The sequence below is a fragment of the Mucilaginibacter sp. 5C4 genome, from assembly GCF_034345625.1.
GTDB classification, from domain to species: Bacteria; Bacteroidota; Bacteroidia; order Sphingobacteriales; family Sphingobacteriaceae; genus Mucilaginibacter; species Mucilaginibacter aurantiaciroseus.
This window is the reverse complement of record NZ_CP133775.1, coordinates 1551849-1577857: the sequence shown is the minus strand read 5'-3', so window position 1 is coordinate 1577857 and position 26009 is coordinate 1551849. Positions and strand designations below refer to the sequence as shown.

General features: G+C 44.1%; 32 protein-coding genes. 17 read left to right on the top strand and 15 right to left on the bottom strand.

All coding sequences use genetic code 11. From position 1 onward, the window contains the following. Nucleotides 1-34: 34 nt before the first annotated feature. Complete coding sequence (locus RHM67_RS07405) at nucleotides 35-247, bottom strand: hypothetical protein (protein WP_322231472.1); 213 nt, start codon at nucleotides 245-247, stop codon at nucleotides 35-37. Nucleotides 248-425: 178 nt separating this feature from the next. On the opposite strand from RHM67_RS07405, the gene RHM67_RS07400 reads away from it, so the two are divergent. Then, complete coding sequence (locus tag RHM67_RS07400; protein WP_322231471.1) at nucleotides 426-1439, top strand: ABC transporter ATP-binding protein; 1014 nt, start codon at nucleotides 426-428, stop codon at nucleotides 1437-1439. 158 nt (nucleotides 1440-1597) lie between these two features. Here RHM67_RS07400 and RHM67_RS07395 read toward each other — a convergent pair whose 3' ends face one another. The 4 genes from RHM67_RS07395 to RHM67_RS07380 all read right to left on the bottom strand — a co-directional run bounded on the left by RHM67_RS07395 (nucleotide 1598) and on the right by RHM67_RS07380 (nucleotide 4281). Continuing rightward, the gene (locus tag RHM67_RS07395) at nucleotides 1598-2863 is read right to left on the bottom strand and encodes a metallophosphoesterase (RefSeq protein WP_322231470.1); all 1266 of its coding nucleotides are present in this window, start codon (nucleotides 2861-2863) and stop codon (nucleotides 1598-1600) included. A gap of 128 nt (nucleotides 2864-2991) precedes the next feature. Continuing rightward, nucleotides 2992-3276, bottom strand: coding sequence for a hypothetical protein (locus RHM67_RS07390; protein WP_322231469.1), 285 nt, complete (start codon nucleotides 3274-3276; stop codon nucleotides 2992-2994). 43 nt (nucleotides 3277-3319) lie between these two features. Further along, nucleotides 3320-3481, bottom strand: a complete 162-nt coding sequence (locus RHM67_RS07385) for a hypothetical protein (protein WP_322231468.1) — start codon at nucleotides 3479-3481, stop codon at nucleotides 3320-3322. Nucleotides 3482-3627: 146 nt separating this feature from the next. Beyond that, nucleotides 3628-4281 (bottom strand): Pr6Pr family membrane protein, encoded by a 654-nt coding sequence (locus RHM67_RS07380; RefSeq protein WP_322231467.1) that lies wholly within the window; start codon nucleotides 4279-4281, stop codon nucleotides 3628-3630. Between the two features lie 136 nt (nucleotides 4282-4417). Between RHM67_RS07380 and RHM67_RS07375 the strand changes: the two genes are divergently transcribed. The 5 genes from RHM67_RS07375 to RHM67_RS07355 all read left to right on the top strand — a co-directional run bounded on the left by RHM67_RS07375 (nucleotide 4418) and on the right by RHM67_RS07355 (nucleotide 6647). Next, nucleotides 4418-4879 carry a VOC family protein gene (locus RHM67_RS07375; protein ID WP_322231466.1) on the top strand — a complete coding sequence of 154 codons (462 nt, stop codon included), beginning with the start codon at nucleotides 4418-4420 and terminating at the stop codon, nucleotides 4877-4879. Nucleotides 4880-4960: 81 nt separating this feature from the next. Then, a complete protein-coding gene (locus RHM67_RS07370) occupies nucleotides 4961-5164 on the top strand; it encodes a hypothetical protein (protein ID WP_322231465.1) in 204 nt (67 codons plus the stop codon). Nucleotides 5165-5474: 310 nt separating this feature from the next. Then, the gene (locus RHM67_RS07365; protein WP_252758232.1) at nucleotides 5475-5627 is read left to right on the top strand and encodes a hypothetical protein; all 153 of its coding nucleotides are present in this window, start codon (nucleotides 5475-5477) and stop codon (nucleotides 5625-5627) included. Nucleotides 5628-5688: 61 nt separating this feature from the next. Next, nucleotides 5689-6333: an HAD family hydrolase gene (locus RHM67_RS07360; RefSeq protein WP_322231464.1), complete on the top strand. Its 645-nt coding sequence runs from the start codon at nucleotides 5689-5691 to the stop codon at nucleotides 6331-6333. A gap of 74 nt (nucleotides 6334-6407) precedes the next feature. Further along, the gene (locus tag RHM67_RS07355) at nucleotides 6408-6647 is read left to right on the top strand and encodes a hypothetical protein (RefSeq protein WP_322231463.1); all 240 of its coding nucleotides are present in this window, start codon (nucleotides 6408-6410) and stop codon (nucleotides 6645-6647) included. 11 nt (nucleotides 6648-6658) lie between these two features. Here the strand turns inward: RHM67_RS07355 and RHM67_RS07350 are convergent, their stop codons facing one another. The 5 genes from RHM67_RS07350 to RHM67_RS07330 form a co-directional block, all read right to left on the bottom strand. Next, nucleotides 6659-7237, bottom strand: a complete 579-nt coding sequence (locus tag RHM67_RS07350) for a YdeI/OmpD-associated family protein (protein ID WP_322231462.1) — start codon at nucleotides 7235-7237, stop codon at nucleotides 6659-6661. A 125-nt stretch (nucleotides 7238-7362) separates the two neighbouring features. Continuing rightward, the gene (locus tag RHM67_RS07345) at nucleotides 7363-8013 is read right to left on the bottom strand and encodes an NAD(P)-dependent oxidoreductase (RefSeq protein WP_322231461.1); all 651 of its coding nucleotides are present in this window, start codon (nucleotides 8011-8013) and stop codon (nucleotides 7363-7365) included. Between the two features lie 21 nt (nucleotides 8014-8034). Next, a complete protein-coding gene (locus tag RHM67_RS07340; protein ID WP_322231460.1) occupies nucleotides 8035-9234 on the bottom strand; it encodes an ROK family protein in 1200 nt (399 codons plus the stop codon). 124 nt (nucleotides 9235-9358) lie between these two features. Continuing rightward, a complete protein-coding gene (locus tag RHM67_RS07335) occupies nucleotides 9359-9862 on the bottom strand; it encodes a GNAT family N-acetyltransferase (protein ID WP_322231459.1) in 504 nt (167 codons plus the stop codon). A gap of 128 nt (nucleotides 9863-9990) precedes the next feature. Next, complete coding sequence (locus RHM67_RS07330; RefSeq protein ID WP_322231458.1) at nucleotides 9991-12387, bottom strand: glycoside hydrolase family 3 N-terminal domain-containing protein; 2397 nt, start codon at nucleotides 12385-12387, stop codon at nucleotides 9991-9993. A gap of 172 nt (nucleotides 12388-12559) precedes the next feature. On the opposite strand from RHM67_RS07330, the gene RHM67_RS07325 reads away from it, so the two are divergent. Both RHM67_RS07325 and RHM67_RS07320 read left to right on the top strand, forming a co-directional pair. Continuing rightward, on the top strand, nucleotides 12560-13015 hold the full coding sequence (locus tag RHM67_RS07325) for a DUF2147 domain-containing protein (RefSeq protein ID WP_322231457.1): 456 nt from the start codon (nucleotides 12560-12562) through the stop codon (nucleotides 13013-13015). Nucleotides 13016-13095: 80 nt separating this feature from the next. Next, nucleotides 13096-13563, top strand: a complete 468-nt coding sequence (locus tag RHM67_RS07320; RefSeq protein WP_322231456.1) for a DUF2147 domain-containing protein — start codon at nucleotides 13096-13098, stop codon at nucleotides 13561-13563. A gap of 70 nt (nucleotides 13564-13633) precedes the next feature. On the opposite strand, the gene RHM67_RS07315 is transcribed toward RHM67_RS07320, so the two are convergent. Beyond that, complete coding sequence (locus tag RHM67_RS07315; RefSeq protein ID WP_322231455.1) at nucleotides 13634-14206, bottom strand: YceI family protein; 573 nt, start codon at nucleotides 14204-14206, stop codon at nucleotides 13634-13636. A 113-nt stretch (nucleotides 14207-14319) separates the two neighbouring features. After that, nucleotides 14320-15132 carry an alpha/beta hydrolase gene (locus tag RHM67_RS07310; RefSeq protein ID WP_322231454.1) on the bottom strand — a complete coding sequence of 271 codons (813 nt, stop codon included), beginning with the start codon at nucleotides 15130-15132 and terminating at the stop codon, nucleotides 14320-14322. Between the two features lie 95 nt (nucleotides 15133-15227). On the opposite strand from RHM67_RS07310, the gene RHM67_RS07305 reads away from it, so the two are divergent. Next, nucleotides 15228-15518: a hypothetical protein gene (locus RHM67_RS07305; protein WP_322231453.1), complete on the top strand. Its 291-nt coding sequence runs from the start codon at nucleotides 15228-15230 to the stop codon at nucleotides 15516-15518. A 334-nt stretch (nucleotides 15519-15852) separates the two neighbouring features. Here RHM67_RS07305 and RHM67_RS07300 read toward each other — a convergent pair whose 3' ends face one another. Beyond that, nucleotides 15853-16956 carry a Gfo/Idh/MocA family oxidoreductase gene (locus tag RHM67_RS07300; RefSeq protein WP_322231452.1) on the bottom strand — a complete coding sequence of 368 codons (1104 nt, stop codon included), beginning with the start codon at nucleotides 16954-16956 and terminating at the stop codon, nucleotides 15853-15855. Between the two features lie 60 nt (nucleotides 16957-17016). Beyond that, nucleotides 17017-17853 (bottom strand): N-acetylmuramoyl-L-alanine amidase, encoded by an 837-nt coding sequence (locus tag RHM67_RS07295; RefSeq protein WP_322231451.1) that lies wholly within the window; start codon nucleotides 17851-17853, stop codon nucleotides 17017-17019. Nucleotides 17854-18062: 209 nt separating this feature from the next. On the opposite strand from RHM67_RS07295, the gene RHM67_RS07290 reads away from it, so the two are divergent. From RHM67_RS07290 to RHM67_RS07255, 8 genes are all read left to right on the top strand, one after another. Further along, nucleotides 18063-18395 carry a hypothetical protein gene (locus tag RHM67_RS07290; protein ID WP_322231450.1) on the top strand — a complete coding sequence of 111 codons (333 nt, stop codon included), beginning with the start codon at nucleotides 18063-18065 and terminating at the stop codon, nucleotides 18393-18395. 241 nt (nucleotides 18396-18636) lie between these two features. Next, nucleotides 18637-19341, top strand: a complete 705-nt coding sequence (gene mnmD, locus RHM67_RS07285) for a tRNA (5-methylaminomethyl-2-thiouridine)(34)-methyltransferase MnmD (RefSeq protein ID WP_322231449.1) — start codon at nucleotides 18637-18639, stop codon at nucleotides 19339-19341. A 118-nt stretch (nucleotides 19342-19459) separates the two neighbouring features. Beyond that, on the top strand, nucleotides 19460-20263 hold the full coding sequence (mazG, locus tag RHM67_RS07280) for a nucleoside triphosphate pyrophosphohydrolase (protein ID WP_322231448.1): 804 nt from the start codon (nucleotides 19460-19462) through the stop codon (nucleotides 20261-20263). Between the two features lie 65 nt (nucleotides 20264-20328). Beyond that, entirely contained in the window at nucleotides 20329-20754 is a 426-nt protein-coding gene (locus RHM67_RS07275; RefSeq protein WP_322231447.1) for a hypothetical protein, read from the top strand. 87 nt (nucleotides 20755-20841) lie between these two features. After that, the gene (locus RHM67_RS07270) at nucleotides 20842-21396 is read left to right on the top strand and encodes an RNA polymerase sigma factor (RefSeq protein WP_322231446.1); all 555 of its coding nucleotides are present in this window, start codon (nucleotides 20842-20844) and stop codon (nucleotides 21394-21396) included. Continuing rightward, nucleotides 21389-22831 carry a hypothetical protein gene (locus RHM67_RS07265; protein ID WP_322231445.1) on the top strand — a complete coding sequence of 481 codons (1443 nt, stop codon included), beginning with the start codon at nucleotides 21389-21391 and terminating at the stop codon, nucleotides 22829-22831. The genes RHM67_RS07270 and RHM67_RS07265 overlap by 8 nt, the downstream gene beginning before the upstream one ends. Nucleotides 22832-22897: 66 nt before the next feature. After that, nucleotides 22898-23704, top strand: coding sequence for a helix-turn-helix domain-containing protein (locus RHM67_RS07260; RefSeq protein WP_322231443.1), 807 nt, complete (start codon nucleotides 22898-22900; stop codon nucleotides 23702-23704). Nucleotides 23705-23774: 70 nt separating this feature from the next. Then, nucleotides 23775-24719 (top strand): nitrilase family protein, encoded by a 945-nt coding sequence (locus RHM67_RS07255; protein ID WP_322231442.1) that lies wholly within the window; start codon nucleotides 23775-23777, stop codon nucleotides 24717-24719. 2 nt (nucleotides 24720-24721) lie between these two features. Here RHM67_RS07255 and RHM67_RS07250 read toward each other — a convergent pair whose 3' ends face one another. Further along, complete coding sequence (locus RHM67_RS07250) at nucleotides 24722-25942, bottom strand: ABC transporter permease (protein WP_322231441.1); 1221 nt, start codon at nucleotides 25940-25942, stop codon at nucleotides 24722-24724. Nucleotides 25943-26009 lie beyond the last annotated feature (67 nt).

Here is a 26009-nt window from a genome sequence, read left to right as displayed (position 1 = left end):
AGTTCAATTCCATTACCGCTAAAATACGGCAGGTTTAGGCTTTTTTAGAAGTGGCCACAATAACTATCCCGCCTACTAACAATATCCCGCCCATGTATGGCGGCCAGTTAACGGTTTTTTGCCTGTCGGCCGAGATTTGGATAGGCCCGGCATCTACAATTTTTTCTTTTTTGGTGTACGTAAAGCCCGTCCAGATCAACATTACCGCGCCGATAACAATAAGTACTATTCCGATGATTTTATTCATGATGATAGATTTTATATGTGAATGCCGGTTTGGGGCGAATTGTTTGCTAAGTTGGGAATTACCTTACTATCGTACCCATCATGCCGACAAGGATTTTTGATTTCCACTTTTTTTTGGCTGATACCGTTTTATAGATTAGGTTTGAAATAAGTTAACAATCATACGCCCCGGGATAATAATGAACGACGATCTAATACTGGAAACCATATCGGTTACTAAAAACTTTTTTGGCGATAAATCTTCCGGGGTTAATAATATCACCGTTTTTATACCCAAAGGTAAAATTACCGCCATTGTGGGCGAAAGCGGCAGCGGTAAAACCAGCCTGCTTAAACTGCTATCCGGCGCTATGAAACCCGATTCGGGCGATGTGTTCTTCCATGGCCAGCCCCTGCCCGTACGTACGACCAATTTCACGGCCGCGCAGGTTGCCATTACCATGGTAAGCCAGGATAATACCGATATGGACATAGGAGCCAACGTGTGGGAAAACGTGGGCCGCGGCCTGCCTACCGAGGATGCCAATTACAAGATTCAAAAAACTACCCAGGCGCTAAACTTGCTGGGTATATACGAACTGCGCGACCAGCCCTTCGGTAAACTAAGCGGCGGCGAAAAGCAAAGGGTCACCATCGCCAAAGCCCTCATCAACCGCCCTGAAGTGCTGATGCTGGACGAGCCCTTTAACCAGGTTGATGCTGCCTACCGCGAAAGCCTGCAGCACGATATCCGCCAGATCGTAAAAGAATGGGGCGTTACCGTGATATTGGTATCGCATGACCCTGCGGAATTGCTCTCGATGGCAGATGAACTCATCGTAATAAAAGAGGGCGAAATTGTAGAATATGGCGCCCCCGAAACGCTTTATCACGACCCTAAATTACTTTATACCGCCAAAATTTTAGTCAGCTGCAGCGAACTAACCACAGCACAGGCAAAAGTTTGCGGCATCAAATCCAAACGTGGTACGGTGGTCATATATTCCGAGCATATCACCATAACCGCATTAGGCATGGGGCCAAAATGGGTGATAAAGCAAGTGCTCTTCAAAGGCTTTTTCGAAGAACTCATCATCGAACGCGAAGAGGTTAGCCTCCGCGTTATCAATTACGCCCGCCGCAAACATCCCGTTGGCAGCAAGGTGGGCATCAGCATTAAAAAGTTTTACGAGTTTGGGAAGTGGTTGAATTAGAGAAGCAGGACTTTTAGAGGTAAGAGACAAGATTTAAAAAAGTCCATATTTGCGAGGTACGTAGCAATCTCTACGTAGGCAGAGCCGCTCTGTATAGCAAAGAGATTGCTTCATACCTCGCAATGTCGCGCGGGTGACGCCCAACTACTTACCAACCACTAAGCGGAACGCTTCTTCTTCAAAGTTATAACTGTAATTTCCGGCCAGATACCGAGGCGGCCCGAGAATGCCAGGAAGCCGAAACCACGGTTCACGTACAGGTAGCGGTTTTTGTTATTGATAAGGCCTGCCCAATCCAGGTAGCGGTATTTAACCGGGCTCCATTTCAGGCCGGCGGCTTCTATACCAAATTGCGCACCATGGGTATGGCCAGATAGGGTTAAATGTACATCCACCGGGTGGTAGCGTACTTTCTTTTCCCAGTGGGTGGGGTCGTGAGATAATAAGATCTTAAAGGCGTTAAAATCAGTGCCTTTAAGGGCACGGTCAAGGTCGCCTTTTTGCACGAAGCCTTCGCCCCAGTTCTCTACCCCGACAAGGGCAATTTTTTGTCCGCCTTTTTCAAGCACTACGTTCTCATCAAGTAGTAAACGGTAGCCCAATTCGGCGTGGTGTTGTTTTAGTTTGGCAAGGTTATCGTGCTTGGCTTGCTCACTCTCCCATGAAATATAGTCGCCATAATCGTGGTTGCCCAATATTGAGAACTGGCCGAATGGCGCTTTTATCGCACCAAAACGGTCTATATATTGTTCAATTTCCCAGGCGGCATTGTTCACCAAATCGCCGGTAAAAACAAACAGGTCAGATTTTTGGGCTTTAGCCAGGTCGATACCGCGCTGCAAGGCTTTTACGTTATCAAAACTACCGGAATGGATATCAGATAACTGGGTGATGGTAAAGCCATCGAAAGCTTCGGGCAGTTCATCGTAATAAATGGTTTGGCGGTGTACCTTGTAATCGTACTTGCCGCGCAGCATGGCGTAAAAAAACGCGATAAAAGGTATAGCAGCCAGCAGGATGGCTATCTCACTGATGAATTTACGGCGTGATGGGAATACGGGTTCGCCCGTTTTCCCATCCTTAGTAACGGCGTGTACAATCCCGGTTATAAATCGGCCCAGGTCACCCACTGATAATACTATTACAAATACCAGTTTGGTTACAAAAAAGGTAAGGAACAAGCTTAGCATCCACTCGTGGAAAGGCGTCATCCCTTTAGCACTACTCAGGCTATTTAAGCCTACCAAAAACACTACGGTTACCCCAACCGATATCAGCAGGAAACCCCAGATAAGGATAAGCCTTACCGGGCGGTTCTGCCAGTCGGCGGTAAGGGTACGCAGGCCGTTAAAAACGTACCAATCCATCAGCAGCGTAATGGCCGATATAACCAGGAAAACTTTAAGGAAACCGCCTCTGTGCATTTTACAATATTTGTTTAGCATGCAAGATAGAAAAGGAAAGGTAATTAGGATGTAAAAAACACTGACAGCCAATATTGTTTGCGAACAGCGCATAAAAAAAGCCCCCCTGAAAAATCAGGAGAGCTTAATTATTTTATGATTTGGTGCCTAACCACTACATGCCTGGTATGTGCGCGGTAGTAATGTGGCCTGTTCACCACCACGGTGCGGCGGTAAGCCGGGCGTACATATGCGTGGCGAACAACAACCGGGCGGCGGTAATACGCGCGGTGTACCGGCCTGTTTACAGCTACTGTGCGGGTATGGCGTACAACGGGCGCGCCTACACGGGCTTTTACTACTACTTGTGCCTTTGCGCCTTCAACGGCAAACATGGCTAATACTGCTATGGCTAATACTTTAAAATATTTCATGATGTTTATATTTAAATTAAGATTTACGTGTTAACTGTGTTAATTAATAACCGTTGTTGTAATGATGGTCGTTATTGCGGTCACGGTTGTGGTGGCGGTTGTTATCATACCTGCCCCTGTGGCCCCTGTTCTCAATTGAACATCCGGTTAATGCTGCTGCGCCAAATACTAATAACGCTAACAATCTCACTATTTCCTTTTTCATAATTTCTATGTTTTTAATATGCTAAATCCTGTTTGTTATAAGTATAAACTACAGCGGCAATGCAAAGTCTAATCCACGGTAGGCAGTATCACTAAGTTGTTACAAAGCGGGTTTCTGATGAATGAAGAAGGTTTTTGGGCGATAGGCTATGCAGCCCTGTGTTTAGCCATCAGCTTTGCCAGCCAAACGAACAGCATATCAAAGGCCAGGAAAACTACCATCAGCATCAGGCAGTTTAAGGCAACGCGCGGGTAACCAAAATTGGTAGCGTTCATAAAAAAGTATGGATAGATCCAGCAGATGGCACCTCGGACCAGCACATAAACCATATAAAAAAACGGGAACCATAACCAAGGCAATGCGCCTTTATAAGTGATGCCCTGTTTAGGCACATATACCAGCCAAAACAATATAAATAGCGGCGGGCAAATAGCATGTAAAAGCTCGTTCACCACCCTATCCCACCCTTGCGGGCTGTAGCCGCTGCGTAATACTACGTTGTAAACCAGGCAAACGATAGTGATATAAACCGCCATAGCCGTAAGTACACTTGCCCGCGAGAAAAACCTTTTATTAAACCCGCCTAATGCCACCGCCGTGAGGCCAAATGCCACCAGTATATTGCTTTCTATCGTAAAAAAGCTAAAAAACTCAACCACCGCCCCACCTAATGTGCGGCCTTTTGCCATGTACGCGTTTATAGATAAGTAGAACTGCAGCCCTATAGCAAACCAGTTAAGCAATGCTAAAATCGCGCTCCAGGTAGTTATGGCTTTACTATTTACAGTTTGGGTGTTCATAGGGTATATATTGATGAAATAAATATACGAACCAATACCAAAGTACTAGCTGTTATTTTTTACAATTAAATATCAGCAAACATTAATTTAGTATCATACAAGGTGTATATTTATCACGTATTAATAATCCCTAAATATGTTAAACTATACACAAATAAAAAACCGTGCCTTTAAAATAGCTGCAATGCTTTTGCTAAGCGCCCCACTTACAAGCAATGCACAAGCTGTGTTTAACCACGCCGCCCTATGCTCTGCCGATCTTAAAAAAAGCAATGCCTTTTACACCTCTGTTTTAGGCCTAAAAATAATTCCCAACCCCTTTAAAGATACCGTACACACCTGGTATAACATTGCGCCTAACATTGCTATGCACATTATACAAGGCAATTGCTCAACCGCGCCAAAACTCATTGGCGATCACATTTGTTTCAGCGTGCCATCTATCACCAAATTTATTGCCACGCTTAACGAAAAGAAAATCACCTACAGCAACTGGAAAGGTGTTGCCGGCCAGATAGAGCACCGTGTGGATGGCGTATCGCAAGTTTACATACAGGACCCTGATGGTTACTGGATAGAGATAAACGACGCCAAATAACAACCTCAAATAAGTTTTTACGGGAATAAAAAAATTAATTACTTTCACAACCCGAAGGAATAAAACCTACTATATCACGGTATGAAGGACTATGTTACAATACCCAAATCTATTTATTGCAAACCCTGTAGACAATGCGGCGAACGCCCTATTATTTCCCTTGTTGGTAAAGGCGAGTATGTGGTTAAATGCCCCGCCCATGATACGCACTACCAAACCCAACCGGGCTTGATCGATATTGAGGATTGGAATATCCATAATACGGTATTGTACGAGAAGGGGTAGGTAAATCTTTTATTCGATGTCATCCTATGTTTGTGAGAAATCTTGTTAGATACGACGAGCGACCTTTGCAGGTCTAACAAGATTTATCTACGATGAGCTCCCTTCGGTCGGTTCTCCTCGTACCTCGTTCGAAATGAAATTTATTTTTTGTTAGTCTGAGCTTCTCGAAGCCCCCTCTGCGTGACTAAAGTTTCTACCATTACCCCGCTTTCCGCTCTTTCTTTCATCTTTTAATTTTTTACTTCCCCATTAAACCTTACCTCCACTCGCACAGTCATAATTGCAGCAATCACAATTAACACTGTTTACCATGAAAAACGCGATCAACACTATATTAACCGACATTAACCACGTATTTGTAAAAGGCGAATCTGACAAGGTAGAACAGGCGAGGGTATTTTTCCTTTTAGCCGTTCCAATCATGTCTATCATCTTTGGTATTGGTGAGTTCCCCATTTACTAATTACGTTTAGGCGACTGTCCGCTAAAAATAATCTACTACTTTTGCGGCACAAAACGCAGCAATGGATAGCTTAAAAAACACATACGACAGCATCATATTTGACCTTGACGGCACCCTTTGGGATAGTACCGATACCATTACCGGCGCATGGCAGGCAGCCCTTAACCAGGCGCCCTACATGGCTAACGAGGTAATGACCCGCGAGCGGGTTCGTTCCATCACCGGGATGACGTATGATAAGATCTTCGAAAAACTGTTCCCGTTTTTAAGCCACGAACAGCGCGAAGAGGTGAAGCAGCTTTGCTCGGTTAGTGAGCTGGAGATCCTGCACAAACAAGGTGGCACGCTGTACCCAAATCTTGCTGATACGCTTACCTACCTGGGCAAAAATTACAAGCTTTACATTGTAAGCAACTGCCAAAGCGGCTATATCGAACTCTTTCTGGACTTGCATAATATGCACTCTTACTTTTTGGCGCACCAATGCTATGGCACCAAGGGCAACCCCAAAGCAGATAACATAAGCGATATTGTAATAGACCATAACCTTAAAAACCCGGTTTATGTGGGCGATACCATGGGCGATTACGAAGCCGCAAGCAAAGCGGGCGTACCTTTCATATTTGCATCGTACGGTTTTGGTGTAGTGGAAAGCGGGCAGGTTGCTACCATTAACAACTTTGATGAGTTAAAACAGCTGCTTTAAGCAAAAACCAAACTGGTTTTGACAAAACAAACGTTACAATATATTTCATATCTTTAATACAGTAAAAATTCAAAATGATCAAACTTATTATTTTTGCGATCGTAGTGGTTGGCCTCGTTATCTGGGTTAGAAGGGCCGGCAGGAACAAATCTAAATGGGGCATTAATTTAAACCGTGTAACCTGCCCGGTATGCCAAACCCTACAGCCTGTTGTGCGCGTACCTAAAAGCGGCAAGCAATTTTTATGGGGTGGCACAACCTGCCCAAATTGCCAAACACAACTGGATAAATACGGCGACATCGTATCTGGATAAACACCATCTAACTAATCGTTCAAGCCTTTACCATTCATAATTTGCGGTAAGCATTTCTCTACCCTTGCCTCGCGGGTTTTGGCTTGCTTGGGTGCCGCAAAATGCAGCAGGTAGGCTTTTTGCCTGCCGGGTGTTAAAGCTTCAAACGCAATCCGCAATGCATCACTAACATCCAGTTTGGTTTGAAATTCTTGGGCAACGGTAAAGTCGGCGGTCTTTTTCATTTCTACCTGTAAGCCTGCTTTCTCCACTTCAATGGCTTCAAAAACATAGGTTTTGATAATAGCTTCCTGCTTAACAATTTGTTCAAGACCGGTGAACCTGATCTGTCGCGCAGCTTGTACATTCTCCGTTTGTTGGATCAGGATCCCGTGGGTATCGTTCAGTAAAACACCTTTAAAAAATAGCAGCGCGCAGTATTCCTTAAAATCGTGGATCAGTACAATGTTATCATCCCGGTAGGTGTAGCACGGGCAGCCCCATTTCAACTCCTCGGTAAGCCCGCAATCCAGCATGATCGACCGCAGTTTATTTACCCCGGGTTGCCATTTTTTGTCCTTATTAAAATAAAAATCAACTTTTGGGTTCATGGTATCATCATTAGCTTAGGTGCATTGCAAGATAACAAAAGTATTTTTAAAAAGAATGTTGGGTGTAGAGTCACGAGGCATTAGTGCATACCCGGGTAAAGCATTACAATACAAGATATGTAATTTCAATTAAAGATAACAGGCGATAATCCTATAAATTCCGCTTGTTCCAGGATGTCAACAGCAAAGGTGGCAACACTCTTTCTACTTATCAACAAACCAGGTTTAGGCTTATTGCCGATGCTTACTTTAACCTGTTTTGTACTAAAATTGGTTAAGCCTACCGGCCTGATAGCCGTCCAATAAAGGTCGGTTGCGGCAAGCTTAGCCTCTTGTAAGGCATGATCTGTATATGCAAATGAAATATTACTATTGTCAATTACCCACCTGAACCATGCCGGTATATCTTTTCGGGTTTCGTTTACTCCCCAAGCTGAAATTATGATAATACGCTTTATTTCAAACTGACCAAGAAGCTCAATAACATTTTTCATGGTAGCCGATAGCAGGTTAGGTGGCGTACGTAATGCAGACCATGGAAAATCATTTTCGCGCGATATATTAAGGGCACTTATAAGTGCACAGCAGCCTTTCATTGCTGTGCCAAGTAGGTTTATATCAAGTGTAGAACCCTCAAAAACATTAACTGCCTCAGAATCCAACTTCACTTTTCGCTTGTCTCTTACCAATATGTTCACAATGTGCCCGCGTTGAATAAGTTGTTCTAAAATAAGTTTACCTGTTCGGCCTGTAGCACCCAGCAAAAGTATTTTCATAGACTGTAGACTTATTTTTTGTTACCTCGCCTGCTCTTCCTTATCAAAATTCTCCATCACCAATACGGCGGCGCCAATAAGTTCAGCATCAAAACCTAATGAAGATATTAATAATTCGGTGCCTGATGAAAGGCGGGGGATACAATATTTATGCAGGGCCTGTTGTATGGGCGCCATTAGGATCTTGCCAACTTTTGCACCGCGGCCACTTAACACGATGTTTGCCGGGTTCATGATATGGATCAGTATAGCCAGCGCCTTGCCAATTTTGTAACCGGCATCTGTCAACAATTCTATAGCAAACTGGTCGCCCTGGTTGGCGGCCTCCATCAGGTCCTCGCCCATTAATTTGGACTGGCCGTTATGTGGTTTAAGGCTGGTTATACGGCCTTTTTTAATGCCTTCTTCGGCTTTTTCGGCAACTACCAGCATAGATGCTTCGGCCTCTAAACAACCGCGTTTACCGCACAGGCAAAGCGCGCCATTGTCTGACAGCGGGATGTGGCTCAACTCACCCGCGAAGCCATTATAGCCGCGGAAGATCTTACCATCAATGATCATCCCCAGGCCTATACCCCAGCCCAGGTTTATCACCATTACTTCTTGCTGCGAGCGGGCAATGCCAAACTTTTGTTCGGCAAGGGCGATAAGGCTGCTATCGTTATCAATATAAGTGGTAATACCTATTTCTTTGGTAATGTACTTGCTCAGGCTCTCGCCGCCGGCATCAAGGTAGGTGTAGTTGATACCTTCTACCGCGTTGATAAAGCCCGGCATACCGATGCCAATACCCGCGATTTTCTTTTTAGAAATGCCGCTTTCTTCCACATAATTATTCAGGTGACCTATTAATTCGGCCAGCGCGTTATCGTTATTATGGAGTTTCAATTCAACCGTAGCCATATCTACAACGGGGTTATTGTTCAGGTCTATCAGCTGGATACGGGCAGAGAGCTGATCCATCGCTACGGCCAGTATAAACATGGCGTTGGTATTGATGGCGTACATCAACGGCCTGCGGCCACCGCTTGAAGGGGCGAAGCCTTGCTCCACCACAAAACCTTCTTTTATAAGTTCGTTTATTGCTTTCGCTATTGAGGGGATGCTCTTGTCAAAAAGCTGGCTTAACGCGGCACACGACATAGCTTTATCGAAATATAACCTTTTGATGATCATATTTTTTAACCATCCGCTTTTTACGCCATTACTCTTAATTTCCATTCGGTATTTTCTTGCCTTTAAATAGTTTAGGTTTGTATTCGGCTATAAATTTATAAATAAAGCACGAAACTACAATAAGTTACTAAACTTTTTAAAAATTTAATTATTGTTGTAGGCAAATGTCCTAAAGCCCCATGCGCATCTCTATCATGTGGCTGTTAAAACCTACTTTTTCGTAAGCCTTAATAGCAGGCACGTTCCCGAAATACACCTCCAATCTAAATTCGGTTATCCCTTGCTGCACCGACCATTCCTTTAGCGCATTAATAACCAATTTATTTATGCCCTTGCCACGGTGCTGGGGCAACACATACATAAAACCCAGGTAGGCATGCTGCGGATGTTGCAGGTAGATCTTAGAAGTTTCGATCCGGGCGTAGCCGCTGCCGATGATCTCGCCGTTAAGTTCGGCAATCACAAGTTGGATATGTGGGGCGGTGATAAGCTCGTTAAGATCATAATAGTTAATATGCCCCTCCTTTAAAGTTGGGTCGAACGGCCGCTCGGCGCTGATAACGCCCTGCTCAAATTGAAGCAGCGTATCCATATCAGCCACGGTGGCCGGGCGGGTAGTGATGTTTTCCATAGTTGAATAAGCTGCGGGTGTCCAGTCGAAACGTTTTGGCATAATAGCAAATATATGTAATGACACCCGCCGCTTCAAGCGTCATCCGCTTGAAGCAACAATACTTTAAGTGTCCACACTTAAATAATGGTAAGCTTGGACGCTTGAACGGGCGACGGTTTCTAAACCCCCTACTCCACCGTAAACCCTTTCTTCAACTTTATATCCTGCGATGATGCGCCTATCCAAACCTGGAAGGTGCCGGGCTCTACGGTCCAGTTCATGTTTTTGTCCAGCAGGGCCAGGTCATCGGGGTGCAGGGTAAAGGTAATGGTTTTCTTTTCGCCGGGATTAAGGGTTACGCGGTCGAAACCGCGCAGGTCGTATTCGTAGGTGGTAACAGTGCTGATGTCATCTTTTAGATATAGCTGCACCACATCATCGCCTTTGCGCTGGCCGGTGTTGGTAACATCTACCGTTACGGTTACATCGCCTTGCGATTGCCCTTTCTCGGGCGATACCTGCAAATTGCTATACTCAAATTTGGTATAGCTTAAGCCGTAGCCAAACGGATATAGCGCGCCGTTCACACTGGTATGCCCCCAGCTGTTTTGGCCGCCTTGCCCGGCCTGCGAATTTGGTTTGAACGGGAAATTAAATTCCAGCTGACCGGTTGTTTTAGGGAAAGTGATCGGCAGTTTACCGCCGGGATTATTATCGCCAAATAAGGTTTCGGCAATTACCTGCCCGCTTTGTACACTGGGGAACCATGCCTCTAAAATGGCAGGCACATATTTATTTTCCCAGTTGATGGTGAGCGGCTGCCCGTTTATCATCACCATAACAACGGGCTTGCCTGTAGCCTGCAAAGCCTGGATCAGCTTTAACTGGCGGCCCGGAAGATTCAACCCTGTGCGCGACAGGCTTTCGCCCACCCTATCAACATCCTCGCCTACAACGGCTATCACCACATCGCTTAGTTTAGCCTGTGCCACTGCAGAATCGATACCGGCCTGCTCTTGCGCGGTCAGCGGTGTTTCGATAATTTCACTTTCGGGCCAGGTGGCATCTACCATATCGCAGCCCTTGGTGTAGCTTACTTTGCCGGCAGTGCCCACAAAGTTTTTAACCCCTTCCAGCACGCTGATGATCTTGTTATGCGACGGGCCATACCTGCTGATGGTATAGTTACTTTCTACTGCCAGCGGGCCGGTCACCAATATATTTTTGTATTTGCTTTTATCAAGCGGTAGCAGGTTATTCTCGTTCTTTAAAAGCACCATGCTTTCGCGGTTCATTTTTAAACTCATCTCGGCATCGGCAGCGGTGTGTACCAGTTTATCAGCAGCTTTTGGGTCTTTAACATAAGGGCTGTCAAATAATCCCAAACGGAATTTAACCCGCAATACATCCGCTACGCGGGAGTCTATTACCTTCATTGAGATCTTGTTCTCTTTGATCAATTCGCGCAAGGGCAGTATAAACGTTTGAGGCGGGGTAAAATTGGTACGCACGTTTAGCCCGGCCTCTACCGCCTGGCGTACAGCTTCTTTATAATTAATGGCTACTTTATGTTTAGAGAACAGGAACTCTACTGCTTCGCTATCGCTCACCACATATCCCTGGAAACCAAATTTCTGGCGAAGCAGCTCCGTAAGGAAATAATAACTACCTGTAATGGGTACGCCATCCCAATCGTTATAGCTGCTCATTACCCCCATTGGGTGGGCTTCCTGGATCACCCGGCGAAACGGATACAGGTAAATCTGGTGCATCTCGCGCGGGGCCACATGCGGGTCGGTACGGGCGCTGCCATCGCGGCCACCTTTGGGCACGCTGTAAACGGCATAATGTTTTAAGGTTGATGCCACACCCTCTTCCTGGATGCCCAGTACCATTTGCTTGCCCATTTCAGCTATCAGGAAAGGGTTTTCGCCGTAGCATTCTACCACGCGGCCCCAGCGCTGGTCGCGGGCAGGGTCAAGTATCGGTGCATAAACATTGGTGTAGCCAAGTGCTTTTGCTTCGCGGCCAACGGTTTGGCCGGCCCGGCGCACAAGGGCTTTATCCCATGTACTGCCAATTCCTATGGGGGCAGGCAACGGTGTTGCACGATCGTGGTTTAGGCCGTGGATACCCTCGTTAGTAAAATCCACGGGGATGCCCATGCGGGTTTCTTCTACAAACCACTTTTGCACGGTGTTTATAGCCGACGCATGTTTGCTGAAGGGGTACGAATATTGTGTAGGTGCATCATCGGTTTTGGAGGTAAGATTGTTTAGCTCTTCGTCGATATTAGCAATGCCATCCTTCCAAACCTCGTTCTTCCAGTTGGCGGTCGGCATTTCATCTTTTAGCACGCGTTTGTAGCCATAAAGGGTAGCCATCTGGCAGGTTTTCTCCTCAACGGTCATTTGGCTCAACAAGTCGGTGATACGTTTTTCGATGTTTTGCGATGGATCTTCAAACACATCCATGCGGCCGTTCTTGTTAAAATCGACCCAGCCCTTGTGGTATATATTTTTTTGTTGTGCCGATGCAGACAAGGCAAGCCCAAGCAACGGAAGTAGCAGTGGCAGTTTTTTCATACGGGTAGTAAAGGTAATATTGGTTTACATCTCAAATATATAAAACAGAAACGCCCCCGGCGCAAACCAAGGGCATTCAATTCACTATAACGTTTTCGTTGGCGCATTGCAAACAATTACGTATTTATGCGTTATTCTTAAAGCTATTTTTAATAGCGGCTAAATCACCCTTATGCACTACGTTTGTTTTTTACTGTTAACCATACTTTGCTCTTTTAAAACCATCAACCCGGATGAGGTTGCTAAAGCCAATCTTATCTGCGGCAAATGGCAATCGAGCGAGAAGAATTTAACCGTTGAGGTGTATCCATACAAAAACACTTTTAAGGCAAAGATCATATGGTTTAGTGGTGGAGTATCCAAAGCCAAACCCATGGAAACCATTATGGATATTAAAAACCCCAACCCCACCCTGCACAGCCGAAAGGTACTTGGGCTTGATGTGGTAGAGAACCTTCAATACGACGCATCGTCAAACTCATGGGAGGGCGGCAAGATCTACGAAGTGCAGAGCGGCAAATACTGGAGTGCTGCCGCCGGCATCGACAAAACAGGTTTATTAAAAGTAAAAGGTTACTGGAAAGTAAAGCTCTTAGGTAAAACCATGACTTTTAACAGGATACTATAAATTTATTTAATTATTCTGAAAAATAATTTGTAATAATGGCATTACTATTGCCTATATTGTGTTGATAAATTGACACCAATATGGCAAATCTGTTTTTGTGTAGTTTTGTGGCTTTAATGCTTGTTGGTAGTACAAATTACCATACACCTGTTGTTACAACTACGGCAGCAGCTGCCGAAAAGGTTTGCGGTAAATGGAAACTTGATGATGACAGACTAATTGTGCAGGTTTATAAAGAAGGTAATGAATTTAAAGCTAAGATAGTTTGGTTTGATGACCGCGACGATAGTAAGGAGCTTGATTACTGGACAGACGAGAACAACCCCGACCCGTCACTACGCAGCCGCAAGCTTATAGGCATGAATGTGCTGGAGAAACTTACCTATAACCAGCAAACCAACAGTTGGGAAGATGGCATGATCTACGATGCCAAGCACGGCAAATTATGGAACTCATCTGCCTATATTGATAAAGAGGGCGCGCTGAAGGTAAAAGGCTATTGGCACTATAAATTCATTGGCAAAACACTTACCTTTAAACGCATCTAAATAATTTCACCCCATAAAAAAAGGCGGCCTTCAATAGTGAAAGCCGCCTTTTCAATTTATATCGGGGCAATTATTGTTTCAAGAATTCGCCGCTTGCGTTAAGTTCAACTTCGTCGCTAAGCATTGGTGAGCCATATTTAGCACCGAAACCAAAATCAGAACGTTTGATTGTACCTGTAATTTTGAAACCGGCGTCAGGGCCTTTAGTCATTGGGTGGGTGATGGTACCACGGTAAACAACATCTAAAACAGCCGGTTTGGTAACACCGTGTAAAGTTAAATTACCGGTTACTTTGTATTTGTTTGTACCTGCAGCTTTAACGCTTGTGCTCTCAAAATTTAATGTCGGGAATTTAGCAACATCAAAAAAGTCTGGAGATTTCAAATGACCGTCGCGGTTGTCATTATCAGTGCTTACAGATGCTGCGTTTGCAGAGAATGTGTATTTAGCATCGCTAAAATCAGGTTTTGCAGCAACGATGCTTGCGTCGAAATCTTTAAATGTACCGTCAACATCAGATACTGCAAGGTGGGTGATGGTAAATTTAACGTGTGAGTGTGCTTTGTCAGCTTTCCAGGTGCTTTGGGCAAATGCCGTTTGCATAAATAATGCAGCAGCAGCTAAGGTTAAAATCTTTTTCATTGTTTAAATTTTTTCAGTTTGATATTTTATTGAGTCAAATATAGATAAAGGTTTGATATGTGATAGTAAAAACGATGTTTAAACATCGTTTTTGAATAAGTAATGACAAAGGCCTATTTATGCTGAAAAAACGCGTCGACTTTTTTATTGAACGTATCAGCATGTTCTATCAAAGTACCATGGCCCGAATCCTTTACGATCCACAACTGCGAGCCTGGGATATTGGCCTGGATAAGACGGGTATGTTTATCTGCTATCACATCATGGTCGCCGGCTATGATGAGTGCCGGGGTTTTTATTTTGTGGAGCTCGGTAAGTTTGATGTTGGGTTGTTCCCAATCCAGCATAAACATTTTCCAGGCGTTCCGTTCCTTGGCGGTGCGCCATTTCCTATTCTTGTTTTGCTCGTAATAATTTTTGGAACCCGGCCAGCCATTAGGGTCGGCATAGCTGGATGCATCGGGCGTAATGTTAGCCCCTGTGGATGCGAACTTTATTACCTTATCCGGGTGGTACATGGCCATTAAAATAGCACTGATACCACCATCGCTCCAGCCTAATACATACGCTTTGGCGATATGCAGTACATGTAGTAATTCGGCAAAATCATCGGCCATCTGTTCAAAGGTGATAGCCGGGTTGGTGTCGATAGATTTCCCTTGCGAACGGCTATCTACCAAAATCACCCTATACTTTTTGGCGAAGTAAGGCACATTCTCGCTAAAGGCGCTCATATCGCCACCGTTACCGTGGATCATCAGCAAGGGCTCACCGCTGCCATATTCTTCTACATAAAGCTTTATACCGCGCACATCGCAATACTTACCCACAGCGGCATTTTTACCATAAGGCACTTTTTGCGCGAAGCTAAACGCGGCTATCAGTTGTGGTATCAGCGCCATCAATATTATTCGTTTTAGGTACATGGGTTGTTTTAATGAGGTAAATATAGCAATCGTGTAGCTTTCATTTACCTTTCATTTTAGGTGATTATATTAGTATAACCAATTACAACATTTGTATGCGTACCATTTTCCTAACCTTATTTATTAGTTTATTTTTTATTCAAGTTACCAAAGCACAAAGCGGTTTTGTGATTGGCGTTAGGGGCATAACACCATCAGTTAACTTCCTCGATTCCAAATATTCCTCTGTTGGGGTTAACCTCGGGTACGGCAAAACGTTTTTGAAAGGCCACATGGGTGCCGACCTAACCGCGTTCGCGGATTTCCTAAGTTATAAAAATGATCTGCCCGATCTGCGCAAGCTTGATGCCACTACCCTTTATACCGGCCTCGCGCTTAACACATGATACTGTTTTAATCCAGAGAACGAGGGGGTGCTACTTTCAGTTTCCATGGCAATTAAGGGTGGCATTAACCAGGGCTGGGGCGTTGTAACACAATCAAACCTAAGCGACCAGGATAAACAGATCGAAACCAAGCCGTACATGCGGGTTTCACCGTGAACGCCGCCCCTGCAGTTAACCTAACTTTCCCCATTAACGTAGGGAGCATTGGGTTTAGCCTTGGGTACGACACTACTAATTTTGGCAAGGGGATAAATAAACTTCGCCCTACATATTACGCGCCCCTAAATTATAGCTCTGGCGGGATCTTTCTGGAGATATCGTTCAGGCTTGGGCATTAAACAATATTCTCCCATTGGCCACTATTCAAACTACGATAAACAGCATCAACAACCTTCATATCCATTAAACCTTCTTCGCCGGGGACGCGGCTTTGCTTTTTAAGCTGTACGCAGGTGGCAAAATCGTCCATCTGGGCAGCTTGTTGTATAATATTAGGGATTTGCATGGGCTTGCCGTTTACTTTGCCGTCTAAACCACCATACCCGTAGGCGGGCTGCAATTCAAAATTCCCTTTTTCGGCTTCAACCTGCAGGTAACTCCAATCATTATTATAACTACTTTTTCCCGTAACTTTTTGTCCTCCGGGGAATTTTAATTCCCAAAAAACGGTCTCGTCAACCTCTTTAAAAAACTGCGGCCTGGTTTTTTGCTGGGTGGCCTTAACGGCAATTGGTTCCTGCCCCAGGGTATAACGCGCACCCTGTATGGCGTAGATACCCATATCCATTAAACCGCCGCCACCCGCCATAGCCTTTTTAAGTCGCCAGGCGTTGGGGTCGCCGTTGTAGGTAAAGCCATTCCCGGTATCAATTTTGGTTACTTTGCCAAATACCTGTTTTTGCCCAAGGCGCATTACCTCCTGCGTGTGCGGCTCGAAATGCAAGCGGTAACCTATTGACAGCAGACGGTTTGCCTTTTTGCAGGCGGCTATCATTTCGCGGCACTCGGCAGCATTAAGGGCCATAGGTTTTTCGCATATTACATGCTTGCCCGCGCGTGCCGCGCGGATGGTGTACTCTTTATGCATCGATACCGGCAGCACTACGTAAATAATATCAATATCCGGGTTGCGGGCAATGTTATCGAAATTTTGGTAATTGTAAATGTTCTTTTGCGGGATACTATATTTTGCCGCCCAGCTTTTGGCTTTGGCAGGCGTGCCGGTAACTATACCCGCCAGGTAACAGTTTTTAGTATGCTGCAACGCCGGGGCCAGTTGCCCGCTGCTGTAACCACCCAAACCTACCAAGGCAATACCCAGTCGTTTATCGGGTTTTGTTAAGGCAAGTGCAGAAAGGGCCGGGCCAAGCAGCAACGCGCTTGCGCCAATAGTACTGTTGAGGATAAAATCTCTGCGGGATAGTCTTTTGGTTTTCATAATAGCGTCTACTTTAAGATATCATAATTGAACAGCAAATTTTATACGTGTAAAGGCCATTTACTCAAAACTCTCTTTATATTTCTTTATAGCTACCAAAATAGATTGTACAATATCATTTTGCCCTTCTTCGGAGTTCAGGTATTTTTCGTCGGTTGGGTTGTTAATGAAACCAGTTTCCAGGAGCATACCGGGCATGCTGCTTTGCTGTAGTACAAGCACACCCTGCTCGCGTACGCCGAGGCTTTTGCGGCCGTTATTCACTTTAAGTTGGTGGTTTAGCAGGTTGCCAAATTGTACGCTTTGCTTCCGGTAGCGTTGCTGAAACGCAGCCAATACAATGGCGTTAAGCGCGGCATCATCGCCGTAGCCGTTGTATTTTTTCTTATAATCCTTCTCTATAAATATGGAGGCGTTCTCGCGCAGGGCTTCTAATTGCTCGCCTTTGCGGTGGAAACCATAAACTAACAGCAGCACGCCGCGGTTAGGGCTTACCCGCTCGGGCGATGAGTTGCAGTGAATGGAAATGAACAGGTTGGCGTTATTCTCATTAGCGATGTTGGCGCGGCGGTGTAACTCAATAAATTTATCGGTGCTGCGCGTCATGATCACATCTACACCGCTAATAGCATTGTTGATAGCCACTTTCAATTTTTTGCCGATGCTTAGCGCTATGGTTTTCTCGTTGGAGTAAGCGCCGTGCGCGCCGGGGTCTTTACCGCCATGGCCGGGGTCTATAACGATGGTCTTGAACTTGAATGAATGTTCGGGGGCACCCTCTTTTGCAGCTTCGGCCTTGGCCTTGCGTTTGGTTTGTGATACTGCCGGTAATGCAGCCAGCATCAACATAAAAAAAACAGAACTGTATAGGGTAACTTTTAAGTGCCTGGATAACATGCCGCAAAGGTATATAAAACCTAACACGCGGATAATATCCTGCAACCAAATTTTCCAAATAATTAAATATTAAATATCTCCCGTAAGCTGTTTATCAACTTTTTAAAAAAACACGTAACCAATTTAAAGTCATATGCGTAATAATTAAAACCGAAGCACATCACTATAAATTGAAAACGAGAGATTAACAACGAAGACGAATAATTTATATGAACGAACTTTTTACTACTTCTACAGCTAACTTTTTTTACTTCCTGGTAATAGGATCTGTTTTGGTGTATTTGATACTAAAATTCGATAAGCAAAACCGTAAAAAACTTGATAAGATATTAATGCAGGCAAAAGATGTACAGCCAATGTACATGCGTAAATCGGCACAGCAAAAAGTGCAGTCGCTTAAAGTTGCCTGCGCCGAGCAAAAGGTTGACCGTGCCATAGTTGAAAAACAACTGGACGAACTGGTGAAAGAATACGACCAGGGCCACATTACCCTACCCGATTATTGTAACCAGCTAAACCGCCTGCTGGCGATGACAGCGTAGCGGAGATTAAAGATTAATCTGCTTTAACATTGAATGTTTATAGGATAATAGAATAATTTGTGATTGAAGCCCCTTTTTACCGAGGGGCTTTTAAGTTTCGTACTCTTCTCACCTTCCCAATATCTATCGGGACATTGCTTCGCTTTACTACCTCCTTTCGAAAGCAGAAAGAAAAATAAACCCCTCTCTTTCGGAGAGGGCTGGGGAGAGGTTAAATTTTCCCTAAATTTGCCCCTCCACCATGAACGAAGAAAACACCAATCCCTCCCACCTGCAAATAGTACCTACTGCCGATGGTTCAAATACCATTTACAACGCGCGGGTTGGCGAAAATTACCATTCGCACCACGGGGCCTTGCAGGAGAGCAGGCATGTGTTTTTACATTCGGGGTTGGAATATTTTTTGGCGAACAGCGGAACCGGCAAAACCGAAGTTTCTGTACTGGAAGTAGGTTTTGGTACCGGGCTAAACTTTTTGCTTACTGCCGTTTTTTGCACACAGCAGCAAATAAAATTGCAATACACCGGCATTGAGGCCTACCCGCTCACCAACGAAATGATCAGCCAGACCGGCTATGATCAATATGTAGCCTCTTCTATTTGGGAAAGTTTTTTAGAGCGATATACGGACTCATTATCCGCATCTGTTAAAATGAATGGTTATGTCGATCTTCATGTAGCGGCATCTACGCTTCAAGATTTTACATCGGCACAAAAATTTGACGTTATTTACTTTGATGCTTTTGCGGCCACCTACCAACCCGAAATGTGGAGCGACGAGGCCATTACCCATACCCTGCAGTTTTTAAAACCCGGCGGTGTGTTTGTAACCTATGCTATCACCGGCAACCTAAAACGCGCTGTAAAAGCCCTGGGTTTAAAAGTGCAGAAAGCCCCCGGCGCACCGGGTAAGCGGGAGATGCTGCGCGCTGTTAAAAGTTTATAGTGCAGTAGATGTAGCAGTAATAAATGCTGCCGTTACTACTTCAAATATTAAACTGCTCCCGCAACGGCCACTGCTACTAAAACCGAATACCTTATCTTTGATCATCTAATTTAACAAAATGCCAATTACTGCTCCTATTACCGCATATACCCCATCTGCGGCGTTCGACCGCTTGCTTACCATTATGGACGACCTGCGGATCAACTGCCCCTGGGATAAAAAGCAAACGCTGGAAAGCCTTCGCCATTTAACCATCGAAGAAACTTACGAACTATCTGACGCCATCCTGAGCGGCGATACCGACGAGATCAAAAAAGAACTTGGCGATATTATGCTGCACCTGGTTTTTTACGCGCGCATCGCATCAGAAACCGAAAGTTTTAACATCACCGGCGTACTAAACGGCATTTGCGATAAACTGATAAACCGCCATCCGCATATCTACAGCGATACCGTTGTATGCAGCGAGGAAGATGTAAAACGCAACTGGGAACAGATAAAGCTGAAAGAAGGTAACAAATCTGTTTTGGGTGGTGTGCCTGCATCATTACCGGCATTGGTAAAAGCATCGCGCATACAGGAGAAAGCCCGCGGTGTTGGGTTCGACTGGGATAGCAAGGACCAGGTTTGGGCCAAGGTAGAAGAAGAACTACAGGAGTTTAAAGATGAGTATAATGTGGCCGAAGAAAAGGACATAGACCATGATAAAGCCGAAGGCGAATTTGGCGACCTGCTGTTTTCGCTGATCAATTACGCGCGCTTTATAGGTATAAACCCCGAGGATGCTTTGGAGAAAACAAACCGGAAGTTTATTAAACGTTTCCAGTACCTGGAAAGTAAAGCCGAAGAACATGGCAAACAACTGAAAGACATGAACCTTGCCGAAATGGATGTATTTTGGAACGAGGCCAAAAAAGTTTAATAATTATTGCCTGCCTGTAGCGTTTCAGAATTTAGTACGTATTGATAGGTGTAATCCCGAATAAGATGAGAAAATTAATTTATTTTTTACCAACGCTACTGATACTTGCTGCAGGTTGTTTTAACAACGATAATTCGGTGCCTATTCCTAATCCGGAAGGCACCTTCTCCGGCGAATTCAGGCTTTTAAGAAAATTACCCAACGTTACAAAAATTGATACCGCCAAAGCCATTATTCAACTGATTTTAACACCCGGCGTAGGCTTTAAAGTTTTAGGCGATACCACTAAAGTACATGCAGGCAGCAAAGGCCGTTATGGCATTGCAGGCAACGGCATCAGGTTTGTGGATAGTACCTTTGTAGTGGGTAAATACAATAAAAGACACCTGCAAGGCGACTATGTTTTTGTATACAACGGTACAAATTTGCAAATGGTATTTAACAGCGGCGATAGCTTAAGCTTACAATACGATCTGAAAAAGACCAATTAAGGCATTGATTTTTTACAATTGGCTATTAATGTAGCGTTTCGGTTTTGGGGCGTATTGTAAATATTCAACTAAGCAGTATTACAATTAATGCATGTACTTCACGGCATTACTGAAGATGAAATAGTCAGTAAATGTAAATCAGGAAGCATAAAACATCAGGAGTTACTGTATAAACAGTTTTATGGCTATGCTATGGGTGTAAGTATGCGGTACAGCCTTAACCAGGATGATGCTTTAGAAGTTGCGAATGACGCGTTTATAAAGGTTTTTAATAATATCGGCACCTATAATGCCAATAAACCTTTTAGGGCATGGCTGCGTACAATTGTAGTAAATACCGCTATTGACAGGCGCCGAAAAGAGATTAAACACCAGGCTAACTTAGATATTGAAGACGCCTATAACGTTGGCAGCAACGCTACAGCTATAGATACTTTAAACGCACAAGATATTTTAAAGCTGATGAAGCAATTACCGCAGATACAGCTTACCATTTTTAACATGTACGAAATAGATGGCTATAACCACGATGAGATAGGCAAAATATTGAATTTGCCGGCAAGCTCGTCAAGGGTTTATTTAAGCAGGGCTAAAGATAAATTAAGGCAGCTGTTAACAACCGAAACACAAAACCATGGATGAGCAGTTTGATAAAAAACTAAGCAACCACATTAGGGAGGTGTTTGATAACTACGAACACCCCGGCGCTGAGCATGGTTGGGAGCAGTTGAGAAAAAAATTCCCTGCCGAAGCGAAGAGCAACAAAGTTGCCTGGCTTTGGTGGAGTAGTGCTGCGGCCGTCGTTTTGGTTTTTGTAAGTGTTTTAGCATGGTACAATAACCAGGGCACTACTGTAAACAATATAGCGGTTAAGCATGTAAAACAACAGCACCAACCGGTTATAAAAGATACGGCGGTCATCAACAATACCACTGCTTCAAATAAAACTGAGTCTGCTATTGCTAATAACCCGGCCCCGGCGTTTAATAACACGCTTGTTATTCCTATGTATGTAGACCGTACGGTTGGTAAACAACTTATTGAAAACGCTCAACCCGGCCAAAATACAAATACAGCGAGTGCAGATGCTCTTGGGAATCAAAATTCAAAAACTTTAGCGCAGCAACTGGCTGCACTAAATGCGATCCAGCCGAATAATATCATTCAAAATAGCCCTGTTAATAATACCACCCCGCGTACTTTGATTGATAGCCAAAAGGTTATCAATGATATAACTAACCAGCCGCAATTGGCAAGCAATATACCCCCTGCCGATAATACGGTTGTAAAAAACGCTGCGAATAATTCAACAAATAGTTTAGCTAAACAACAAGCGCCTGAAATATCAATGGCTGCTATGTTTGAAAACGACAGGCTTAACCAAACCACTAAAACCAACAAACAGGCCGATAAGCAAAATGCGAAAAAGATAAACTTTAGCATTTACGCTGCCACCTATTTTAACTATGCCGAGGGCAGCACCAACCAAGTTAACGCCGGCGCGGGTGTTACGTCGGATTTTAGGCTGAGTAAAAACCTTAAACTATCTACCGGCGTATCCATTGCGCAAAATTCATTAAGTTATAATACGCAGGCCCCGCAAGCGGCAAGCGCGCTGGCCGATGCCGCCCCTGCGTTAAGGTCCGAAAGCCTTTTTAGTGCCACGGCCGTTTTACCTGTATTTAAAAATTATAATGCCAGCCTGGTAGGGTTAGATATCCCTATTAACATCAAATACGAGTTTAATCCTCAAAAAACGGATGCTTATATATCGGCTGGTTTAAGTTCGGGCACGTTCATTAACGAAACTTATACTTACCGCTACAGCTACAGTGGCGGCGCAGGTTTTGCAGCAAACGCCGCGCCCGAAGAGCAAACCTCACATAACAGTTTCAACAGCTTTTACTTCGCTAAAACGTTGAACTTTTCATTTGGTGTAGGTTATCCCGTAGGCGGCAACAGGCTGGTAATAGAGCCATTTGTTAAATACCCGCTTAGTGGTTTGGGTGCGCAGGATATACGCTTTGGCGCGGGTGGCGTAAACCTAAAGTTTAGCTTTAAAACGCAGAAGAAATAAAAATCATATCTTAAACGTTTTAAAATCAGACAATCACGCTTATGTTTGTAAAACAAGCCCGGCTAAATGCAACTACCAGCATCATACGAGTTACAATCTGTAGTTAAGCATTATTTGTTTGTTAATACAGCTTATAGCGATCAATCTTTTTACCGGTTTTTCTCTGACGGCAACCCCGGCATTGTTTTCCACCTTAATACACCTTTGAGCCAGGTAAACAATTTAAATATAGCTACACAATTACAGCCACAAAGTTTTATTTACGGACAGATCACCCATTACAATAACATCATACTTAACGGCGATCTATCTATGCTGATTGTGGTACTTCAGCCATATGGTATTAACTCACTATTGGGGCTGGCTGCATCCGAGCTGAATAACACTGTTGTAAAACTTACTGATGTTTTTAAACAAGATGCCGCGGATCTCGAAGATCAACTTTTAAGCTCGTCCGTTTTGCCAAAATTAATTTCACTGATAGAAAGTTTTCTGTTAAAACAGCTAACCGCAGTTAGCCAGGTTGATAGCTATGTTAAACAAGCTGTAGATATAATTTACCAAAAACGTGGTATTGTACCAATACAGTACCTTACGAAAGCGTTACCCATTACCGAGCGGCAGCTGGAACGTAAATTTAAACACGACATCGGTACATCGCCCAAAAAGTTTGTGGATATTATCCGATTCCAGTTCTTTTTAAAATCCCTTCAAAATAGCCCCTCAGATAAAGCTATTAACGATATTATTTACAGCTATGGCTTTTACGACCAGGCACATTTAAACAAGTGTTTTAAAATAAATACCGGTTTAACACCTATGCAATACAAGGCAAAATTCAATCCGTCGGTGATCAATTTTATGCAGGTTTAGTAAAAAAGATTGTCGGTTATTTACAATGCATAAGTTATTGGGCAGGATACTTTTGTTGAAAACAAACAACATGAAACAGAACCTAAAAATAGCGACGGCCCAGTTTGAAAATAAAAACGGCGATAAAACTTATAATTTAAGTATCATAAGGCGATTGGCTGCCGATGCTGCCCGGCAAGGGGCGCACGTTATCGCTTTTCACGAATGTTCTGTAACCGGATATAGTTTTGCAAGGGGGCTATCTAAAGAACAGATGCTTGCTTTGGCAGAGGTTTTACCGCAGGGGCCAAGCATTAATGCACTAAAAGCCATCGCAAATGAATATGATATTGCCATACTGGCCGGGTTATTTGAAAAAGATGAGAACAACAATATATATAAGGCCCAGGTTTTTGTAGATAAAACCGGGATGATAGCTAAACATAGGAAACTACATCCGTTTATTAACCCCAATATTTCGCCTGGCAATTCGTATACCGTATTTGATCTGTATGGTTGGACATTTGGCATCCTGATCTGTTATGATAACAATGTAATAGAAAATGTTAGAGCCACCACCCTGCTGGGTGCCGAGGTGATTTTTATGCCGCATGTAACCATGTGTACGCCATCGCCAAGGCCGGGCGCGGGCTTTGTTGATGCTTCGCTTTGGTTGGATAAAGAAACGAACAAGGAAATGCTAAGAAATGAATTTGACGGGCCAAAGGGCAGGCAATGGTTAATGAAATGGCTGCCCGCACGCGCTTACGACAATGCCATTTATGCTGTGTTTTCTAACCCTATAGGCATGGATGACGACCAGCTAAAAAACGGATGTTCGATGATCTTAGACCCTTACGGCGAAGTTATGGCCGAATGCCGATCATTAGGAAATGAAGTTGTTATTGCAGAAATATCGCCCGATAAGTTAATCAAAGCCGGCGGCCATAGATACATCAAAGCCCGCAGGCCTGCTCTTTACAAAGATATTATTGGTGCAGATCATCAGGCCGAACAAAAAGTAGCCTGGCTATGATCCTATTTAAACCTAATGGCCTTTACAGGTTGTATCCGCGTAACCAGCATAGATGGCACGATGAGCACCAACAGGCATACTATTAACGTACCTGCATTTACCCATAAAACATCTGCCCATATAAATCTTATGGGCACAAAAGCCATGTAATATGATGCTTGGTCAAGTTTGAAGAAATTTGTTTGCTGCTGAAAGTATCCTACACCCAAACCCAAAGCATTACCCAATACCAGGCCTACCCCTATCAAATAGGTGGCATTGTACAAAAATATCTTTTGGATCATCCAGTTACCGGCCCCCATGGCTTTAAAAATACCTATCATGGAGGTGCGCTCCAGTATCATTATGAGCAGGGCCGAGATCATATTGATGACCGCGACAGCTATCATCAGCACCAGCATCACTATAATATTTACATCCAGCATATCCAGCCAGCCAAAAATGGTGGGGTAGTTCTCTAAAACGGTGTATGATTTTAGCTTGATAGGCAGCTTATCATCAATATTATTTGCGGTAGAGATGATCTTGTTAAAATCTGCTGTACGTACCTCATAGCCACCTATCTCACCGTGGCTCCAGTCGTTAAGGCGCTTAATGAGGGCAAGGTCGCCAATTACAAAGGTTTTGTCCACTTCATCCACACCAATACTAAATATGCCTACAATTTTAAGCTTGCGTTTACGCAGAGGTTCCTGCACAAAATACATCATCACATCATCCCCTGTTTTTAACCGTAAGCGATTAGCGGTAAGCTGCGATATCATGATCTGGGTTTGCACCGCGGCAGTATCCGAATACTGGATAACCGTGCCGGCAACCAGCATTTTTTTAACGTAATCCCAGTTGTAGGTTTTGTCTACTCCTTTTAGCACAACGCCCTCAATTTCGTTATTTGCTTTGATAATGCCGGGTTTGGTAGCGTATGGATATACGGCATCTACCTGGATAACCGACTTTATATTTTTAACCACAGCGGCACTATCGGTAAACGAAGCACGGTCGAACGAGGTGTTATTGTCTGTCCGTACAATTTGGATATCCCCGGCAAAGCCCCTAACCTTTTCGCGGATCTCTTGTTTAAACCCGCGGATAACGGCCAGCGAAAGTATCATTACGCCAAGGCCCAGCATAATGCCAATAATGGCTATGCGGACAATTAATTTAGAGAAAGTACGCTTACTCTTAAACGTAATACGACTTGATATAAACCCGGCGAAATTCAATGCTGAAATGATTTTTTGTACCTTCGCAAAGATGCGTTTTTACACTTAAACATACTGCTTTTAAATT

Coding starts and splice junctions, on each gene's coding strand:
- RHM67_RS07355 (WP_322231463.1), top strand. CDS start 6,408: ATGATCAAACTTATTATTTTTGCGATCGTAGTGGTTGGCCTCGTTATC.
- mnmD (WP_322231449.1), top strand. CDS start 18,637: ATGAACGAAGAAAACACCAATCCCTCCCACCTGCAAATAGTACCTACT.
- RHM67_RS07395 (WP_322231470.1), bottom strand. CDS start 2,863: ATGCACAGAGGCGGTTTCCTTAAAGTTTTCCTGGTTATATCGGCCATT.
- RHM67_RS07255 (WP_322231442.1), top strand. CDS start 23,775: ATGAAACAGAACCTAAAAATAGCGACGGCCCAGTTTGAAAATAAAAAC.
- RHM67_RS07320 (WP_322231456.1), top strand. CDS start 13,096: ATGGCAAATCTGTTTTTGTGTAGTTTTGTGGCTTTAATGCTTGTTGGT.
- RHM67_RS07330 (WP_322231458.1), bottom strand. CDS start 12,387: ATGAAAAAACTGCCACTGCTACTTCCGTTGCTTGGGCTTGCCTTGTCT.
- RHM67_RS07360 (WP_322231464.1), top strand. CDS start 5,689: ATGGATAGCTTAAAAAACACATACGACAGCATCATATTTGACCTTGAC.
- RHM67_RS07335 (WP_322231459.1), bottom strand. CDS start 9,862: ATGCCAAAACGTTTCGACTGGACACCCGCAGCTTATTCAACTATGGAA.
- RHM67_RS07265 (WP_322231445.1), top strand. CDS start 21,389: ATGGATGAGCAGTTTGATAAAAAACTAAGCAACCACATTAGGGAGGTG.
- RHM67_RS07340 (WP_322231460.1), bottom strand. CDS start 9,234: ATGGAAATTAAGAGTAATGGCGTAAAAAGCGGATGGTTAAAAAATATG.
- RHM67_RS07295 (WP_322231451.1), bottom strand. CDS start 17,853: ATGTTATCCAGGCACTTAAAAGTTACCCTATACAGTTCTGTTTTTTTT.
- RHM67_RS07325 (WP_322231457.1), top strand. CDS start 12,560: ATGCACTACGTTTGTTTTTTACTGTTAACCATACTTTGCTCTTTTAAA.
- mazG (WP_322231448.1), top strand. CDS start 19,460: ATGCCAATTACTGCTCCTATTACCGCATATACCCCATCTGCGGCGTTC.
- RHM67_RS07260 (WP_322231443.1), top strand. CDS start 22,898: ATGCAACTACCAGCATCATACGAGTTACAATCTGTAGTTAAGCATTAT.
- RHM67_RS07310 (WP_322231454.1), bottom strand. CDS start 15,132: ATGTACCTAAAACGAATAATATTGATGGCGCTGATACCACAACTGATA.
- RHM67_RS07400 (WP_322231471.1), top strand. CDS start 426: ATGAACGACGATCTAATACTGGAAACCATATCGGTTACTAAAAACTTT.
- RHM67_RS07385 (WP_322231468.1), bottom strand. CDS start 3,481: ATGAAAAAGGAAATAGTGAGATTGTTAGCGTTATTAGTATTTGGCGCA.
- RHM67_RS07390 (WP_322231469.1), bottom strand. CDS start 3,276: ATGAAATATTTTAAAGTATTAGCCATAGCAGTATTAGCCATGTTTGCC.
- RHM67_RS07345 (WP_322231461.1), bottom strand. CDS start 8,013: ATGAAAATACTTTTGCTGGGTGCTACAGGCCGAACAGGTAAACTTATT.
- RHM67_RS07350 (WP_322231462.1), bottom strand. CDS start 7,237: ATGAACCCAAAAGTTGATTTTTATTTTAATAAGGACAAAAAATGGCAA.
- RHM67_RS07300 (WP_322231452.1), bottom strand. CDS start 16,956: ATGAAAACCAAAAGACTATCCCGCAGAGATTTTATCCTCAACAGTACT.
- RHM67_RS07290 (WP_322231450.1), top strand. CDS start 18,063: ATGAACGAACTTTTTACTACTTCTACAGCTAACTTTTTTTACTTCCTG.
- RHM67_RS07365 (WP_252758232.1), top strand. CDS start 5,475: ATGAAAAACGCGATCAACACTATATTAACCGACATTAACCACGTATTT.
- RHM67_RS07315 (WP_322231455.1), bottom strand. CDS start 14,206: ATGAAAAAGATTTTAACCTTAGCTGCTGCTGCATTATTTATGCAAACG.
- RHM67_RS07370 (WP_322231465.1), top strand. CDS start 4,961: ATGAAGGACTATGTTACAATACCCAAATCTATTTATTGCAAACCCTGT.
- RHM67_RS07375 (WP_322231466.1), top strand. CDS start 4,418: ATGTTAAACTATACACAAATAAAAAACCGTGCCTTTAAAATAGCTGCA.
- RHM67_RS07380 (WP_322231467.1), bottom strand. CDS start 4,281: ATGAACACCCAAACTGTAAATAGTAAAGCCATAACTACCTGGAGCGCG.
- RHM67_RS07305 (WP_322231453.1), top strand. CDS start 15,228: ATGCGTACCATTTTCCTAACCTTATTTATTAGTTTATTTTTTATTCAA.
- RHM67_RS07405 (WP_322231472.1), bottom strand. CDS start 247: ATGAATAAAATCATCGGAATAGTACTTATTGTTATCGGCGCGGTAATG.
- RHM67_RS07275 (WP_322231447.1), top strand. CDS start 20,329: ATGAGAAAATTAATTTATTTTTTACCAACGCTACTGATACTTGCTGCA.
- RHM67_RS07270 (WP_322231446.1), top strand. CDS start 20,842: ATGCATGTACTTCACGGCATTACTGAAGATGAAATAGTCAGTAAATGT.